Source organism: Sporosarcina contaminans (genome assembly GCF_042679045.1).
Classification (GTDB): Bacteria; Bacillota; Bacilli; order Bacillales_A; family Planococcaceae; genus Sporosarcina; species Sporosarcina contaminans.
Genome location: NZ_JBHTLT010000104.1, coordinates 1 through 16,589, shown reverse-complemented (window position 1 = coordinate 16,589; position 16,589 = coordinate 1). Strand labels below are relative to the sequence as shown.

At 41.8% G+C, this 16,589-nt stretch carries 19 protein-coding genes; 14 read left to right on the top strand and 5 right to left on the bottom strand.

Translation table 11 applies throughout. The features are described 5' to 3' along the window. Positions 1 to 109 precede the first annotated feature (109 nt). On the bottom strand, positions 110 to 298 hold the full coding sequence (locus tag ACFQ38_RS12860) for a gamma-type small acid-soluble spore protein (RefSeq protein ID WP_381481329.1): 189 nt from the start codon (positions 296 to 298) through the stop codon (positions 110 to 112). A gap of 104 nt (positions 299 to 402) precedes the next feature. Between ACFQ38_RS12860 and ACFQ38_RS12855 the strand changes: the two genes are divergently transcribed. The 8 genes from ACFQ38_RS12855 to wrbA all read left to right on the top strand — a co-directional run bounded on the left by ACFQ38_RS12855 (position 403) and on the right by wrbA (position 7,981). After that, positions 403 to 963 carry a histidine phosphatase family protein gene (locus ACFQ38_RS12855; RefSeq protein ID WP_336823177.1) on the top strand — a complete coding sequence of 187 codons (561 nt, stop codon included), beginning with the start codon at positions 403 to 405 and terminating at the stop codon, positions 961 to 963. A gap of 123 nt (positions 964 to 1,086) precedes the next feature. Beyond that, complete coding sequence (locus ACFQ38_RS12850; protein WP_381481327.1) at positions 1,087 to 1,536, top strand: GNAT family N-acetyltransferase; 450 nt, start codon at positions 1,087 to 1,089, stop codon at positions 1,534 to 1,536. 13 nt (positions 1,537 to 1,549) lie between these two features. Beyond that, entirely contained in the window at positions 1,550 to 2,200 is a 651-nt protein-coding gene (locus tag ACFQ38_RS12845) for a uridine kinase family protein (RefSeq protein WP_336823175.1), read from the top strand. After that, positions 2,200 to 3,090 (top strand): GNAT family N-acetyltransferase, encoded by an 891-nt coding sequence (locus tag ACFQ38_RS12840; protein ID WP_381481325.1) that lies wholly within the window; start codon positions 2,200 to 2,202, stop codon positions 3,088 to 3,090. The genes ACFQ38_RS12845 and ACFQ38_RS12840 overlap by 1 nt, the downstream gene beginning before the upstream one ends. A 466-nt stretch (positions 3,091 to 3,556) precedes the next feature. After that, entirely contained in the window at positions 3,557 to 5,230 is a 1,674-nt protein-coding gene (gene abc-f / locus ACFQ38_RS12835; RefSeq protein WP_336823173.1) for a ribosomal protection-like ABC-F family protein, read from the top strand. A 127-nt stretch (positions 5,231 to 5,357) separates the two neighbouring features. Next, on the top strand, positions 5,358 to 6,545 hold the full coding sequence (locus ACFQ38_RS12830) for a DUF3238 domain-containing protein (protein WP_336823172.1): 1,188 nt from the start codon (positions 5,358 to 5,360) through the stop codon (positions 6,543 to 6,545). A gap of 205 nt (positions 6,546 to 6,750) precedes the next feature. Then, positions 6,751 to 7,362 (top strand): alpha/beta hydrolase, encoded by a 612-nt coding sequence (locus tag ACFQ38_RS12825; protein ID WP_381481321.1) that lies wholly within the window; start codon positions 6,751 to 6,753, stop codon positions 7,360 to 7,362. Between the two features lie 13 nt (positions 7,363 to 7,375). Beyond that, positions 7,376 to 7,981, top strand: coding sequence for an NAD(P)H:quinone oxidoreductase (gene wrbA, locus ACFQ38_RS12820; RefSeq protein ID WP_336823170.1), 606 nt, complete (start codon positions 7,376 to 7,378; stop codon positions 7,979 to 7,981). A 184-nt stretch (positions 7,982 to 8,165) separates the two neighbouring features. Here wrbA and ACFQ38_RS12815 read toward each other — a convergent pair whose 3' ends face one another. Continuing rightward, positions 8,166 to 8,702: a hypothetical protein gene (locus tag ACFQ38_RS12815; protein ID WP_336823169.1), complete on the bottom strand. Its 537-nt coding sequence runs from the start codon at positions 8,700 to 8,702 to the stop codon at positions 8,166 to 8,168. Positions 8,703 to 8,798: 96 nt separating this feature from the next. Between ACFQ38_RS12815 and ACFQ38_RS12810 the strand changes: the two genes are divergently transcribed. The 4 genes from ACFQ38_RS12810 (at position 8,799) to ACFQ38_RS12795 (ending at position 10,223) form a co-directional block, all read left to right on the top strand. Next, complete coding sequence (locus tag ACFQ38_RS12810; protein ID WP_381481319.1) at positions 8,799 to 9,263, top strand: hypothetical protein; 465 nt, start codon at positions 8,799 to 8,801, stop codon at positions 9,261 to 9,263. 140 nt (positions 9,264 to 9,403) lie between these two features. Further along, on the top strand, positions 9,404 to 9,562 hold the full coding sequence (locus tag ACFQ38_RS12805) for a hypothetical protein (RefSeq protein ID WP_381481317.1): 159 nt from the start codon (positions 9,404 to 9,406) through the stop codon (positions 9,560 to 9,562). Positions 9,563 to 9,581: 19 nt separating this feature from the next. Next, entirely contained in the window at positions 9,582 to 9,767 is a 186-nt protein-coding gene (locus ACFQ38_RS12800) for a winged-helix domain-containing protein (RefSeq protein WP_336823180.1), read from the top strand. Between the two features lie 51 nt (positions 9,768 to 9,818). After that, entirely contained in the window at positions 9,819 to 10,223 is a 405-nt protein-coding gene (locus tag ACFQ38_RS12795; protein ID WP_336823166.1) for a DUF3221 domain-containing protein, read from the top strand. A 169-nt stretch (positions 10,224 to 10,392) separates the two neighbouring features. Here the strand turns inward: ACFQ38_RS12795 and ACFQ38_RS12790 are convergent, their stop codons facing one another. The 3 genes from ACFQ38_RS12790 to ACFQ38_RS12780 all read right to left on the bottom strand — a co-directional run bounded on the left by ACFQ38_RS12790 (position 10,393) and on the right by ACFQ38_RS12780 (position 13,843). Next, positions 10,393 to 11,802, bottom strand: a complete 1,410-nt coding sequence (locus tag ACFQ38_RS12790; RefSeq protein ID WP_336823165.1) for a sensor histidine kinase — start codon at positions 11,800 to 11,802, stop codon at positions 10,393 to 10,395. Then, positions 11,799 to 12,500: a response regulator transcription factor gene (locus ACFQ38_RS12785; protein ID WP_336823164.1), complete on the bottom strand. Its 702-nt coding sequence runs from the start codon at positions 12,498 to 12,500 to the stop codon at positions 11,799 to 11,801. The genes ACFQ38_RS12790 and ACFQ38_RS12785 overlap by 4 nt, the downstream gene beginning before the upstream one ends. A 191-nt stretch (positions 12,501 to 12,691) precedes the next feature. Further along, the gene (locus ACFQ38_RS12780) at positions 12,692 to 13,843 is read right to left on the bottom strand and encodes a S1C family serine protease (protein ID WP_381481314.1); all 1,152 of its coding nucleotides are present in this window, start codon (positions 13,841 to 13,843) and stop codon (positions 12,692 to 12,694) included. 302 nt (positions 13,844 to 14,145) lie between these two features. Between ACFQ38_RS12780 and adh the strand changes: the two genes are divergently transcribed. Next, positions 14,146 to 15,687: an aldehyde dehydrogenase gene (adh, locus tag ACFQ38_RS12775; protein WP_336823162.1), complete on the top strand. Its 1,542-nt coding sequence runs from the start codon at positions 14,146 to 14,148 to the stop codon at positions 15,685 to 15,687. Positions 15,688 to 15,742: 55 nt separating this feature from the next. Further along, a complete protein-coding gene (locus tag ACFQ38_RS12770) occupies positions 15,743 to 16,111 on the top strand; it encodes a DUF779 domain-containing protein (protein WP_381481311.1) in 369 nt (122 codons plus the stop codon). Positions 16,112 to 16,589: the final 478 nt, after the last annotated feature.

Below are 16,589 nucleotides of genomic sequence, written 5' to 3'. Positions count from 1 at the left end.
GCCTGGAACGGAAAGCGACGGTTGTCAGGGGTTCCCCATTTATTCTCCAACCAGAAAGGGACTATCACAGAAAATCAGTTTTCACTGACTTTCTGGACAGCCCCCCTTTTTATTCATTTCCTTTGATATTTTTCTTTATTTGCTCTGGGTCAGTGTCACTATACATTGCAGTTCCTTTACCGCCAGTTCGAGCAATTAACTCTTTCACTTCATAATACGACAAGCCGGATTGAGCGTTCTGCCTTTTCACTTCTTCAATATCAGTTCCAGCTTCAGTGAATTTTTTTGAATCTTTCATTTACAAACTCCTCCTCTCATCGGTAAGATGTCTATAATAGATTTACTTATACGATGTTTTTGAACTTTGGCAGTAGGGAAAAGTATAGATGGAGGTGTGTAAAATTGGAAAAGATTATATATATAGTTCGACATTGCTCAGCGGAAGGGCAGTCGCCTCATGCGGATTTGACTGCTGAAGGGGTTATGCAGGCAGAGAAATTGGCAAGTTTTTTTGAAGATATGGAGGTGGATCGGATCATTACAAGCCCATTTGTCAGGGCGCGTATGACTGCCGAACCGATTGCCGAAAAGAAAGGGATTCATTATGAAGAGGATAGCCGCCTCGCCGAACGTACATTAAGTTCCCGGGAATTTGAAGATTGGCTGTTGAAATTAGAAGATACGTTTTTGGATTTCGAGCTGAAGTATGAAGGTGGTGAATCATCGCAAGAGGCAACGGATAGGGTTTGTAATGTTGTTGACGAATTGCCGGATGGTTCAAAAGTGGCTATCATTACACACGGTAACTTAATGACGCTGTTGCTCAGATGCTATGATGAGACAATTGGGTTTTCTGAGTGGCAATCACTGACGAATCCAGATGTCTACCGTGTGTACATAACAGATTCCGGCTCAACAGTAGAGCGCATTTGGAAAGAAGAAGGAACACCGTCTGTAATGTAAGATGGTGTTTTTATTGTTTCACAAGCTTTTGCAGCAAAGATAATAGTTTAAATGATGCTTCAGGCAGGTTTTCTATAAAAATTGTTGAATGGATAGGAAAGGTGAGTATGGGGAGGCGTATATATGGAGTACTACGTGGAAAAAGTGGAAGATCTGTATTCTTTGGATTTAGAAAGGCTCGTCCAAGAAAGTGAAAAGGAGGGCTATCGTTTTGTCGCCCGACTTGTGAATGAAATCAAAGATGAGTCCAACTTATTTAACCGACCTGGGGAAGGGTTATTTTGTGTGAAGAATGATGCAGGTTCGATCATTGCTATCGGGGGCATCAATCAATCCCCGTTTGACACGACAAGCGGCGTAGGACGGCTTCGTAGGTTTTATGTCGCGGAAGATGCTCGAAGGGAAGGTGTAGGCACATTATTGCTTCAATCGATCGTTGAACATGCAAAAAAGCATTTTACAGAAATCACAGTAAGAACGGATTCTTCAAAAGCGGATGCATTCTATCGGGCTTGCGGTTTCACTTTCGATGACTCGGCTTCTGAAACGACTCATTTCTTGATATTGCAATGAAGGGGAAAGAACGATGGAGAAGATAGTGAAAGAAATTAACCATTGGATTAGCCAATCGGATCAAAGGATCATCATTGGAATTTCGGGTCATGGAGCTGCTGGAAAAACAACATTTGCCAAGGAGTTGATTAAGCAACTGAGTGATGTGAACTATATGAACACAGATCCATATATCGTTAGTTCAGAAGTTCGGAGGAACACAATGATCAATTATACGTATTATAGTAAAAATTACCGCTATAAAATGACTGCTTGCCATCCCTCCGCACATCATTTGCCTTCTTTAGAAAGAGATGTCCGTATGGTTAGAAACGGTTTGGACCTCTTTTCGATCGACACACATTATGCAGAAAGTGTTTTACTTTCTTCGAACAGTAGGGTGACCATTATAGAAGGAATGAGCGTTGCTTTTATTGATCCTAATTTATTTGATCTGAAGCTATATTTTTATACAGACGAAGAAACAGAATTTCTCAGAAGATCAGCCCGTGATGTGAAGGAAAGAGGACTTGACATCAATTATTTGAAAGCATCCCATGAACAACGACGAATTCAATATGAGGTTTTCATGCATCCATTCAGCCATAGTTTTGATGTTATTGTGAAAACTTCTCAAGGTGAGCAAATAGTAGAAAAGAATGCTTTAAAGTTGGGGGAAATGTAATGATGGAACAATTGGATAGTGGATTAAGCCTAATGAAAGCTCCAACAAGAGACTTTGCTATACATTATACGACTTATCGGGAGAATGTTTTTTTTAGACAAACTTGGGAACGGCGAATAGCAATATTTGAAGACGGCATCCCTTGCTATTGGCTAATTCATGAAGGAAAACGTATTGGTGGTGTCTGTGTTGAACCAAATTTGCTTTGGGCTTTATATTTGGAACCCCCATTTACGGATATGCATCGTGTAGTGGGCGTGTTGAAAAGATATTTAATGAAAGTATCTAATAAAGACGAACCGATTGAAGTGATAGGAATATTGCCGTACCAGGAAGAGTATTTTTTGCGATTAGGTTTCAAACCTGTTGAAAAAAGACGTATTATGATTCGGCCTACTGAAAGATTGCAGCTATGTAAGTTACCTGATGGGATTGTAATTGAACCACTTAAAGTAGATCATTTAGAAGAAATAGCTTTGCTTTCCTTCAATGCCTATTCTGGAGTGGATTGTATTGGGATGCCGGTCATGAACACAATTGAACAACAGAGGGCGGATTTGGAGTTTTACTTTGAACACACCAACGATGAATTATTACGTAAATCCTCAAGCGTGGTCTTTGATAAAGGGAAAGGAAAAATGGTAGGTGTTTGTTTGGTTTCAATGTGGGAGGACCTTCCTTTAATAGCAAACGTTGCAGTGGACCCTGACTATCGGGGCAATGGGATAGCAAATAATTTATTGAAGAAGTCGCTTACAATGTTAAAAGAACAGCATGAAGTTGTTCGCTTATTTGTAACCGTTGGAAATGCTGCTGAGTCACTCTATTATGATTTAGGTTTTTTACCGGGCTTGGAACAAATTACATTTGTTTTGCCAGTGAGACAGTAGATATGGGAAACTGCGTCAAACTGAAATAGCAGAATCTTCTTGATGATTGCGCCGAATTATGATAAAATAATCGGACTATATGAGGAAAGGAATGACGGGTGGACGATGGATAAGTGATCTATGTTTTCCGAGATAAGAATATTTTTATTCGAACGGAACACAGGATTGGTCTGTCCATTTTTACGTCATTTCCTCAGCTGAACGGATGCCATACCCTTTTTAGGGGGGAATTATAAGCAGATATACCCCTGATGAAGACCTTCCAGGGGTAGGTTTAAACGTCTGTTAATTCGTCCACGTTGTTATCGATTTTCAATATAGCTTATTTGAGCATGCTTGAAAATCCATAACACAATTACGAATAGCGTAATTGGTTTGAGGGAATTGAAAGTGGAGTAAGTAGATAGACCGATCCTTCCGTAAATGACGGAGGGTTTTTTTATGCCCTTCTTTAGGAGGCGTTGTTATGCTATTAGGAAAGTTTCGGGAGTTAAGCTATTCAATTGGTGAAACCGTCATTTTAGATCGGTTGACTGCAGATTTGCCAGTAGGAGCGACGATTGCAATTGTCGGGGCGAATGGCGCTGGAAAATCTACGTTTTTGTCGCTTTTGGCGGGGGAATTAACGCCAACATCCGGTTCAATCGATTGGATCGGTAAGCGGCCAAACATTACTTATTTTAAACAAGAGCAGGCGGTAGAAGGGGATGCCAACTTATCATCAAAAGATACCCTCCTGTTTCACTCGAAATGGAAAGTGCCAAAGCATGTCGATTACTCGTATGCGAGTGGTGGAGAGCGGATGAAAATGAGGTTATCCGCCGCCCTATCTTATAGTAGCCAAGTTGTTTTATTGGATGAACCGACGAATCATTTGGATCAGGAAAGTTTAGATGAGCTGATCCGAGTGTTGAATGAAGGAAAAGCGACTTATTTGATCGTATCCCATGATCGACATTTTATCGATCGTACTGCGGATTTCGTATTTGAAATTGAGCATGGCAAACTGACTGTATATGAAGGAAATTATACAGCTTACCGCCAGAAGAAAGAGTTTGATCGGGACATCCAGCTTCATCAGTACGAACAGCAGCAGAGAAAGATTGCAAAAGTGGAAGCGCAAATCGATGAGCTTTCGCAATGGTCAGCAAAAGCGCATAATGAATCGCGAAGGAAAGGAGAAGGCCAGCTAGGCGGAAAAGAATATTTTCGGATGAAAGCAAAGAAAAAAGATGTGCAAATCCGCTCGAAACGAACGCGATTGGAGGCGGAGCTTGAAAAGAGCCGTATCGAGAAGCCGGAAGAGGAAATAACCGTTTCTTTTTCTTTGAAGGAGAATCGGAAAAAAGGAAACCGTGTACTGGAATTGAAACAACTTAAGAAAACATATGGAAAAAAAGAAATCTTTCATAACGTGTCCTTTACAGTCCAAACTGGTGAGCGGATAGCTCTTATTGGTCCGAATGGGTCCGGGAAATCGACGTTGTTTAAAATGATGATGGGAGAGGAATCATTTGATGGTTATCTTTGGCTATCGGAAGGAATGAAGGTCGGTTATATGAGCCAGGCTGCATTGGATTTGCCGGAAGATGTGACGTTAGCAGAATATTTTCGAACAAATACGTATGAGGAGCAAGGGTTGATTCGTACTCAGTTGACAAATTTAGGCTTTACCGAAGCGCACTGGCATTTGCCGATCGGAGAGCTTAGCCATGGAGAGCGGGTTAAGGTGAAGCTTATGCAGTTCATTGCTGAGGAAACGGACGTATTGCTGCTGGACGAACCGACGAACCATTTGGATTTGCCGTCGCGTGAACAGCTGGAAAAGACGTTGGCGACATTTGAAGGTACTATATTGTTTGCTTCGCATGATCGATATTTCGCTGAACGATTAGCCGATCAATTACTTTTGTTTGAAAATAACACTGTCCGAAAGCTGCCGCTCACCTATCGTGAATGGGTAGAGCGTAAAAGTGCTCCACAAAGGCAAGAGCAACGTGTTGAAGAACGTTTGCGGCTTGAAACGGAGCTGCAGGCGGTGTTAGGGAAACTAAGTCTTTTAAAACCCGGCGATCCTTCCTATGCAAAGTTGGATGCTCAGTTTCATGAGTTAAACAAGAAAATAAAAGAGCTAACATGATGAATCTCGCCCTTAGGCAAGTAGTTGCCTAAGGGTGTTTTTGCGTCTGCAAAACGAGGAAGGTTTAACTTATAGGACGTTTAGGAGACAGATATATGATTCAAACTTATAAAAGGAGGCGGAGGCAATGCTATTTGAAATAAAAGAAGTGAAGCATGAGCAAGAATTGCTTTCATTTTTATGGAATGATGTTGGAGGTTTTTACAATGTGTATAAGGATGGACAGCATTTGTACGAAGGGACAGTGCCAGAATTCCAAGACGATCAATTCATTCGCGGGAAATTTCATGAATATATGATTGAAAGGGTCGTGCGCAATGAAGTGATTGACGTCATTGTCATGCAGACGTCAGCTTTTCATTACGAAAAGAATTCCGATCATCCTTTACAGTCACTCGTTTTGACGACTATTGTAGCGAAAACTCAAATTGCTTTATCTTGGGAGCATATATATGGAATACATGAGTATGAAATTTATAGGGACGGAAAGCTGAAAGGTCGGGTGAAGACGAATCGTTTTATAGATCGTGACATTAAGAACGATTCAACTTACGTTTACACCATTCGATGTACGAGGACCATTCGAGATTCAAAAGAGAAGTTGAATGTAACAAAAACTCTTCTGTCTTCAATGTTTGATAGGTTAAATCCGGTGCGACAGCAATCTTCGGGGCGTGAGACATTTACAAATATCAAGTGGATTGGAAGGCTTGATCATTTGCTGCTGCCTATGAATGAACGTTTGTCACGCAAAAAAATCGAGCGATGGAAGTTTCGCTATACGACATTTCTTGCTGATCAATGGGTGAAAAACCCGAATCCATTGTCGTTGAATCATTTTTTTAAGGGTGACCATCGAAGTTTTGATCCGAATGGTGAAACGTTTCGGACAAGAGTTGATGTTGAGTTGGCTTATGATTTGGCAAGAGATCCCCTAGTATTCTCTAAAAAAATTGGCCCTTCAATGGCTTATAGTCGTCGTAAGATATTTAGAAAGCAGGCAACTGCATCATTGGAAGGCATTCAATTGAAAAGGATTGATCGTCAAAGGGGAGAATCGGGTTTTTTGTTGACTCATGCTGTAGGAAATCCGCTTACTACTGCACCTGACATGGATTATAAAGTAAATGCGACTTTTCATCGTAACGGGATGTTTGATTTATATGGACGTTTCGATCCCGCTCCTCACCATGAATTATATATTGCGAGAGGCGAGGAGGAGTGGCAGCCCGTGATGCAAGTAAGAAGTAGAGGGATTGCTTTTTTATCCAATGTTATCGCCTGTCATTACTGGCGCTGCTCTAATTTTGAGTAATGTTGTTAAACTACTCTTTTGACATAGCTAAAGAACGATGATAGAATTATCTCGAATTCAAGGTAATTGAATTATGAAGAATAAAGTGGAAAATGGTTATTGATTGCAGTATTCAACTAATAGGACACGATCCCTAAAGGGAAATGGCATCGAATCGGTGTCATCTTTTGTAGAAGGGGGAAGTGAAAGGAAAGGGAGAGTGGTTATGAAGCATATTTACAAAAAGGCTAGTGGGCAGTCGAATCGTACATTGCTATTGCTACACGGTACAGGAGGCACCGAGCAGGATCTATTGGGACTTGGTGAATTAATCGACCCGGATGCGGGCATATTAAGCGTTAGAGGGAATGTATTAGAAAACGGCATGCCACGCTTTTTCCGACGCTTGGCAGAAGGTATTTTCGATGAGGAAGATCTGATCTACCGAACGAAAGAATTGCACGCGTTTTTGGATGAGGCAGCGGGGCAATATGGCTTTGATCGTTCGTCAATCGTTGCGATCGGGTATTCAAATGGAGCCAATATTGCAGCAAGTTTACTGTTCCATTATGCAGACTCATTGGCAGGTGCTATTTTGCATCATCCGATGGTGCCGAGACGCGGAATCGATTTACCGGACTTATCGACCGTTCCGGTATTTATTACTGCGGGTAAAAATGATCCGATTTGCCCGGTGAGCGAAACGGAAGAATTGCAGGAACTGCTTGTATCGTCTGGTGCGAATGCAGATGTCCATTGGGAATTGAATGGTCATTCGCTGTCGCGGACGGAAGTGGAAGCAGCGAAAGATTGGTACGAAGGAAATCTTAAATCATAAGGAGATTTGTAAAATGACAAAAACAGCAATCGTTTATTACAGCTCGGGCGGTACAAATTATCAACTATCACAATGGGCTGCGGAAGCGGCGAAGGAAGCGGGTTCTGAAGTGCGCGTTTTAAAAGCGCCTGAAACGGCTCCGCAAGCAGCAATTGATTCGAATCCTGCATGGAAAGCGCATGTAGAAGCGACGAAAGATGTGCCTGAAGTAAAACCAGAAGATCTTGAGTGGGCAGATGCAATCATTTTCAGTGTACCAACACGTTTCGGAAATATGCCTGGCCAAATGAAAAACTTCCTTGATACAACAGGCGGACTTTGGGCGCAAGGAAAGCTTGCCAATAAAGCGGTAAGTGCTATGTCATCCGCACAAAACCCGCACGGCGGCCAAGAAGCGACGATCCTTTCATTGTATACGACGATGTACCATTGGGGCGCAGTTGTTGCAGCGCCTGGTTATACAGACGCTGCATTATTCGGAGCGGGCGGCAACCCGTATGGTACAAGTGTAACGGTTGGGCAAGACGGAAAAATGATTGAAGATGTCGAGGCTGCAGTGAAGCATCAGGCGAAGCGTACTGTAAAAGTGGCAGAAGCGTTGAAGCATTTGGAAGCTTAAAATAAAAAAAGAGTAGAAAACCGGCGATTTTTGCCGGTTTTTTGATGTTTTAAGCTGAATTAGAAGTCGATCGTACTTTGTTTCTAAAGATTATTGCGTATTATCTTGTGTTTAAACGTTTACATGAAAGTTTATGAGTGTAAACGCAATAAGCAATTATGTGTATCTGAGGTGCTTTATGTTATTATTTCGCCGGCCGTGGCCAAATGAAATAGGAGATGGAGATGATAAAGTCGATGCCAAGAATAAGCGTCCAAAGCTTTAACATGTCGGATAAGGCTTCTGTTTTTGATGGGTCATTGATTAAATAAATCATGACGACTAAAAAAGCGCCACCAATTATGAAGGCTAAAACATGTTGAAAAGAGCCCTTTAACGAATGGCGGGCGTGATCCCATCCTGTTCGTTTAACAGGTTTTGGCCCTGCTTTTTTGATGTAATAAAGGAAGCGCTCGTCTGCCCAGCGTATCATACTCTTCCCAAAAGCAATCGAAACACCTAAGTAAATCGCTGCAAGTGCATGAACTTGCGTAGCGATTGCTCCGTTATATAAATCGGCTGCCGTCACAACTAACAATAGCAAGTCAATCACTGGTGTAAGGGCAAGGAAGAATAGGCCAAGCCGCTTTCTATTAAATATATATCTTGTTATAAGGCCGGCAATGATGACGACCCAAAAACCAATTTCACAGGCAATGATCGTCCAAGCGACTAAATTCATAAATTCACCTCAATAATTTTCAATGTTTCTTAGAATTTTAACACAATGAACCTCTTAATAGAAATAGCGTCCCATTTCAAAAAGGGGGCATGATCGATGAAGAAAGCTATTATCTCTATAGTTTGTATAGTCGCCCTCGTGCTGATTGCGTATCATTCATTCCGAAAAGAGATATGGGAAATAAACCGAATCGAGTTGAAAGAGGCCGTTCTCGAAGCACAAACAGGCCAAGTCGAACTCTCCAAAATTACACCGTTCGAATGGGATCGCATGTATTCTTTCGCACCCTATGCACCGAAAGATGAAATCTATGCAATAGTTGGCTACGAATGGGACCCTGACATTAGTGAAACGGTAAGTGAAGGCATGAACCAGATTGTATTCATGAAAGACGATGAAGTTGTTTGTTATGTATACGGCTATCCGGAGAACAATGGATTTGGTTTTTATATTGAACAAAATGATGATCCTTCTGAATATGCAACAGTACTGTATAAAAAAGATCAACCTGTTTTTGAATTGATGGAGATGGATGGGGTTGTATATTTGATTCGTAAGTAGAGGTAGACAGTAGAGTGCAAGAAATGTGATCTATTAATAGCAGGTAAGAGCATGTTTAATCGATATAGAAGCGGCACCTCGTTTTTGAAAATAGAGCATGCCGCTTCAGATTTACCCATGAACAAATGGTATATCGGTATATGAAATCACAAGTATTGTTAGCAGAGCCGGAAATTCAAGAAATGAATACTAAAATGGATGATGTAGATATTTCTAAAGAAGAAATTATGAACATTAACAATAAAATTGAGGAGCATGACTTCTTGCAAGAAAGCATTGAAATCTTAAGTATTTATTAGGAAAGTCACAGTTTAAAACATATGGGCGATTGAAACTGAAAAGCTACTGGAAGAGCGTGAGATTATATTGTCTGAACAGCAAATTAGATTGCGATTAGAAGTTTTACAGGAGTTAGGGCTTGTAAACGCACGGCAAGGCAGGGGCGGCACGACAATTACAAATCTTGGAGAAAAGTATTTGCAGTCGAAGGAGTTCGTGAATTAAGCTCGAATAGTAAATAGATGATATGCATCCAAAAGAGTAGGAGGTATTAAGTTGGTTAAGACTCCACAATATAAAAGAATACTATTACTTTGTTCACTTCTTTTAGTATCGTTTGTGGTCCTTAACACAATGATTCCTCAAAAAAGTAGATCATTTGATTTAGCGGAGCTTCCTGATGACTCTATGGTTATAGAAGGTTATGTAGTTTCAAAAAGAAATCATTCTATTTGGTTGGCGGAAGAGCCTATTAGTAATGTAGGAATCGTTTCAGGATATGTAAAAGGTTATGATAATCGTAGTATTAAAGTTTCGAAAAGTAAGGATTTCGAGAAAGGAATTAATTTTAGACAGCTTCAGTTAAACCAAAAAGTACGTGTTTATTGTGATTATATTAGAGAGTCCAATCCACCTAAAACCGTAGCTTTCCATATTGAGGTAATCAATAATAATGATTAGCTATAGAAATGACGGGACTGCGGACGGCACTCACTTAGACTGTTTTTCACGTGGTGAGCTCAAGCAAAGGTAGGCGGCAAAAATCTATATTATGACTACTGGCTTTAAAAAAGACCGTAGACAAAGGAAATGATGCTTTGTCTACAGTCTGAAAAATAGTTTTATTCTCTCATAATCCTTTCGGCAACCATATGGAAAATGTTGTTCCCTCATCTATTACACTATCAACAGTTATAGTGCCGCCGTGAAGGGTGACGAGTTGTTTGACGATCGACAAGCCAAGCCCGAATTCACCATATGGGTTTGTCGTACGGGAATCAATTGCTTTGTAGAAGCGGCCCCAAATCTTTTCAATGATATCGGGATCCATGCCGATTCCTGTATCCTCAATTTCTATAATTGTACCATTATCCGTTTGGTTCCCCGTCAACCGAATGAAACCATTTTCTGTAAATTGAATGCTGTTTTTCGTAATGTTGATCAATATTTGTGTAAGCCTGTCGTAATCGGCGTAAACCATTGTATTTTCTTGTACGTCAACGATCACTTGGTTGCCGTGATCGGCAGCGGCGTCATGCAATTGGTCTTGTATGATTTCCATTAATTCGCGAAGCTGAATGTCTTGTTTGACGAGTGTTATTTGGTTGGAGCGGATTTTTTCATAATCAAGATTTTCATTGACGAGGCGAATCAGGCGCATTGTCTCGTTGCTTGCCAACTGCAATCCACGCTCTTTTTCCGATTCTGATATCATGTCGTTGCGCAAGCCTTCTATAATGCCTCGAATCGTTGTGAGCGGCGTCCTCAATTCATGGGAAACGTCTGCCATAAATTGACGGCGTCTGTTTTCGAGACTTTCAATTTCCTCGGCAGATGCTTCCAATTTTTCAACCATGCTATTGAAGTCGTTCGCTAACTCTCCAATTTCATCGAAATTTGCAGCTTTTATTCGAACGGAATAATCGCCTTTTGCGACATTTGCGGTCGCCGCCCGAAGACGCTTAAGCCGCCTGCCGTGGAGTGTCGATAATATACCGCTTATAAGCAATGCGATTGATACAGCAATTATCGTCGTGTAAATAAGGAATTGATTCAGCTGAGAAATAGCTTCCCGTGATCCTTTAATAGGGGATGTTAGCAAAACACCGCCGACAAATTGGTTGTAATGAAAATAAGGGAGGAGGACGTATGTCACAGCTTGCCCGAACCGTTTGTACTCTTGCTTGACGTAAATCGCTTTGCCGCTTTGCAACTCCGCCCATTCCTCTGCATTTAGTTCAATGAGGGGAGTTTTTAAGCCAGTTGAATAAATAATCGCTGATTTTTCATCGAACAAACTATACTGAATATCGCGGCCTTCTAATACATGGCCGTATGATTTCAATAAAGTTCGCGAACTGCCTTGTTCTTGGTCAATATCGCGTAATAGGGCTTTTCCGTAATTAGCCAATTCCTCGGTTTTATTATTATAGACAAATTGTTCGATGAAATGGGAAAACATCAAACTGAGTATGAGAAATGCAATGACGATGACGCTAATATGGCTGAATAATTGTTGATAAAAATATTTGACCCTCATTGCTTATCACCGGATGTATCGTCGAAGCGGTAGCCGATGCCCCAAACTGTATGGAAAAATGACTGTTCCTCAGTGGATACCTTTGTACGCAGTCGCTTAATATGGACGTCGACAGTCCGGTCATCACCATAAAAATCGTAACCCCATACCCGGTCCAATAATTGCTCGCGAGAAAAAACTTGCTTCGGATGCTGAACGAAAAACAGAAGCAAATCAAATTCTTTTGGCGTCAAATTTGTCACGAATTGACCATTTAACTGTACTTCACGCGTCGACCGATTAATGGTAAAATGTTCGGTTTTTAGTACATCAGCATCGATTTTACCTTCTTTATGAGACGCATAGCGGCGTGTCACTGCTTTTATGCGAGCCATCAGCGTCAACGGACTGAACGGTTTTGTTACGTAATCGTCTGCACCCATTTCGAGTCCTAACACTTGATCGGATTCGCTATCTTTTGCGGTGAGCATAATAATTGGAACGTCTATCTTATCTTGGCGAAGCTTCCGGCAAATATTGACGCCGTCCATTCCTGGAAGCATCCAGTCTATAATGACACAATCGAATGGCTCTGTCCGTGCACGTTCATACCCCTTTAAGCCATCCATTTCAAAATGCCCTTCGATTTTCTCCTTGTCAAAGAATAGCTCAATCATAGAAGAGACGCTTTCATTATCTTCAATTACAAGAATTCTCACGGGCTAACCCCCTTTGCGAGTTATGATTGTGAATAAAATTATACAGAAGTTTATAGGATGGTGGAACTGAGGCGGTTAGTATTTTCAAGACACCTGCTTACTGGCGCAGTCTCCAAAAATACTAGCGCTCATGAAAGTAAAAGGCATCCTAAAAAAGTCTGCAACTTCAATCGCTGCAGACTTCTTCGCTATCATTCTATGTTGCTTGTCAATGTCAATTCAACGGTCCTTTTTTTGTTGTTTGTATAAACTGTAAGTTTTGCTTTGTCGCCTATGGATAGTTCTGTGTAAAGGATTTTGCGCAATTCAACGCTATTTTTGATTTTTTTGCCGTTGATGGCGGTAATGACATCATACTCTTTCAAGCCCGCCTTAGCGGCTGTGGAAGCAGGGTCTACACTTGCTACCAAAACTCCGCCCTCCACTTCTTCAGGCAGCCCTTCAACATACATATATGGTACTTCCGCCAAATCTGCCAAGCCGACACCAATATATGGTCTTTCAATTTCCCCTTTTTCTGTCATTTGTTGTATTAAAGGCAATACTTCATTGCTCGGAATTGCGAAACCGAGACCTTCTACTCCGCTTTCGGCAATTTTCAAGCTGTTTATGCCAATTACTTTACCTTCCATATTAAGCAATGCACCACCGCTATTACCGGGGTTGATGGCTGCATCTGTTTGGATGACGTCCATTTTCCAATTGCCCGCTGATGTTTTCACATCGATGGAACGTGATGGAGCACTGATAATGCCTTGTGTAACTGTACCTGAGAAATCGAGGCTTAACGGATTACCGATTGCTACGACTGGATCGCCTGCTCGCAATTGATCCGAATCGCCAAATTCCAATGCGATAGGAGCGTATTTCTTATTTATTTTCAATACAGCGAGGTCTGTGAGTGCATCTTTGCCGACAAGTTCCGCTTCCGCTTTTTCACCTTCAGATGTTGTTACTTCAATTTTGCCTGCTCCTTCGATAACGTGATTATTCGTTACGATATATGCGGAATCACCTTCAATTTTGTAGACAACGCCAGATCCAGTGCCGTATTCTTGCAGTGCAGATTCACCAGCAAAGCGATTGCCTGTATTTTTGTAATTTGAGATGCCGACAATCGCTTTAGAAGCCGATTCTACCATGTCAGACAATGAGTTTGTCGGATTTGAAACAGTTTGCACAACATTTGTAGATGTGCTTGATTCATTAGAATGAGAAGAAGCGATTTCTTGTTTTGGCTGTTGTAAAATGTCGGTATTCGCCACGACTCCGAGTGTTAAAGCTGAACCGATAACACCTGCACCGACTGTTGATAAGAGGCGTTTGCCAAATGATTTATCCATGAATAAAACCCCTTTTCGAACTGATTTGTCTTCATTGTAAAAGGAGATTGTTAACAAATTATTACCGAGACATGAACAATAATGAAAAAAATGTCGAGAAAAATTTTTTGTACAGCGAAATAATCATTCAACTTGAAATAATTTTTATAGTCAGATAGAATAGGTGGCAGATTAGGTTAGCGACGATCGTTTCATTTCTTTATTGATTTGTAAGCGCATACAAGATGGACTGCGACAATGGCTTTGTGTGCAATGAATTTTGCACTTACAATAGCAATCAATGAATAGGGAGGAATGGAAAAATGGTACAAGCTGTAGAGCAACACGTTTATGCATTTCCGAATACTGAAGGGGCAAAGGTGAATTTCAAAGAACGATACGATAACTATATCGGTGGAAAATGGACTGCACCTGTAAACGGACAATACTTTGACAACCCGACTCCTGTAACGGGCAAGGTGTTTACACAAGTAGCACGTTCGACAGCCGAAGATATCGAGTTAGCGTTGGATGCAGCACATGCGGCGAAAGATGCTTGGGGCAAGACGTCTGTTACGGATCGTGCAAATATTCTTTTGAAAATTGCTGACCGGATGGAACAGAACTTGGAAATGTTAGCCGTCGCTGAGACGTGGGAAAATGGAAAAGCGATCCGTGAAACGTTAAACGCGGATTTGCCACTGGCGATCGACCATTTCAGATATTTTGCTTCTGCAATCCGTTCTCAAGAAGGCGGGGTTAGCCAGATCGATCAGTCGACTGTAGCGTACCATTTCCATGAGCCTATAGGAGTAGTAGGACAAATCATTCCGTGGAATTTCCCATTATTGATGGCTGTATGGAAATTAGCTCCCGCTTTGGCGGCAGGGAACTGTGTCGTCTTAAAACCTGCTGAACAGACACCAGCTTCGATTCTTGTTTTAATGGAGTTGATTGAGGATCTTCTTCCCGCTGGCGTTGTGAATATTGTAAACGGCTTCGGCCTCGAGGCAGGCAAGCCTCTTGCGTCTAGCCCAAGAATTGGAAAGATTGCATTTACAGGAGAAACGACGACAGGTCGCCTCATTATGCAATATGCATCCCAAAATTTGATTCCTGTAACGCTTGAATTGGGAGGTAAGTCACCGAACATTTTCTTTGAGGATGTTATGGCGGAGGATGATGCTTTCCTTGATAAGGCAATTGAAGGCTTTGTGCTGTTCGCGCTTAACCAAGGAGAGGTTTGTACATGCCCTTCGCGTGCACTCATTCAGGAGTCGATTTATGAGAAGTTCATGGAGCGTGCCATTGAGCGAGTGAAGGCAATTAAAACGGGCAATCCACTTGACCCGACTGTGATGATGGGTGCACAAGCGTCAACAGAGCAAATGGAAAAAATCTTGTCGTACCTTGACATCGGCAAGCAGGAAGGCGCAGAGTGCTTGATCGGTGGAGAAAAGAACGAGATGGAAGGCGATTTGGCAGAAGGGTATTATATAAAGCCGACGGTCTTTAAAGGAAATAATAAGATGAGAATTTTCCAGGAGGAAATTTTCGGACCGGTTGTATCTGTGACGACATTCAAAACGAAGGAAGAGGCAATGGAAATTGCGAATGATACATTGTACGGCTTAGGTGCAGGTGTCTGGACGCGCGACATGAACACTGCCTATCGTTTTGGCCGAGGCATTGAAGCGGGTCGTGTATGGACAAATTGCTACCATGCTTACCCAGCACATGCTGCATTTGGTGGATACAAAGCGTCAGGCATTGGGCGAGAAAACCATCTACAAATGCTTGCTCATTATCAGCAGACGAAAAATATGCTCGTTAGCTATAGTGAAGATAAGTTAGGATTCTTTTAATGATCAATATCCACTTAACAATGATTGAATATTAATTTGGAAAGGGGGCATGTGAATGCCGGAACGCGTTCTTGCTACGGACGCTGCATTAGAATTGATCGAATTATTAAAAGGCAAACATGGACCGCTTATGTTCCATCAATCAGGAGGATGCTGCGACGGGTCCTCTCCGATGTGTTACCAGCAAGGTGACTTGATTGTTGGAGATCAGGACGTTCTGTTAGGGTACATCGGGGATACACCGTTTTACATGCACAAAAATCAGTACGATTATTGGAAGCATACCCAATTGATTATTGATGTTGTAGAAGGAAGGGGAGGCATGTTCTCGCTTGAAGGTGTCGAGGGGAAACGGTTTTTAACTCGCTCTCGCGCCTTCACGCCTGAGGAAAACGCGAAACTACATGAAAAATTGAATATGTAACAATGAATAAAAGGTTTGTAGTCATGAGCATTGTGTTTGCCCAGCTTGGCTTGAAAACGCTTGTCAAGGAAGGCACAACCTAAGAATGCCACGTCCTAGAGGTGCCTTAATTTTTGCTAAGAGCGCAGAAATACGGCAAATTGAACCCTTCGCCGTTCGATTGGCATCAGTTGCATGACTCACTTCGTGGGAGCCCGCGCGAATTTGAGCGAAGACCCGAATCGAACGTAAGGTTCATGAGGGGGCGAGCGAAGGAAAGGCAACTTAATTATGCTTAAGTAAAGGTGCCTTAATTTCTGCAAAGAACGCAGAAATACGGCAAATCGAACCCTTCGCTGTTCGATTCGCAGTATGCGGGCGTTTGTCAACAAGCTGAAGGGGCTGTCCAGAAAGTCAGTGAAAACTGATTTTCTGTGATAGTCCCTTTCTGGTTGGAGAATAAATGGGGAACCCCTGACAACCGTCGCTTTCCGTTCCA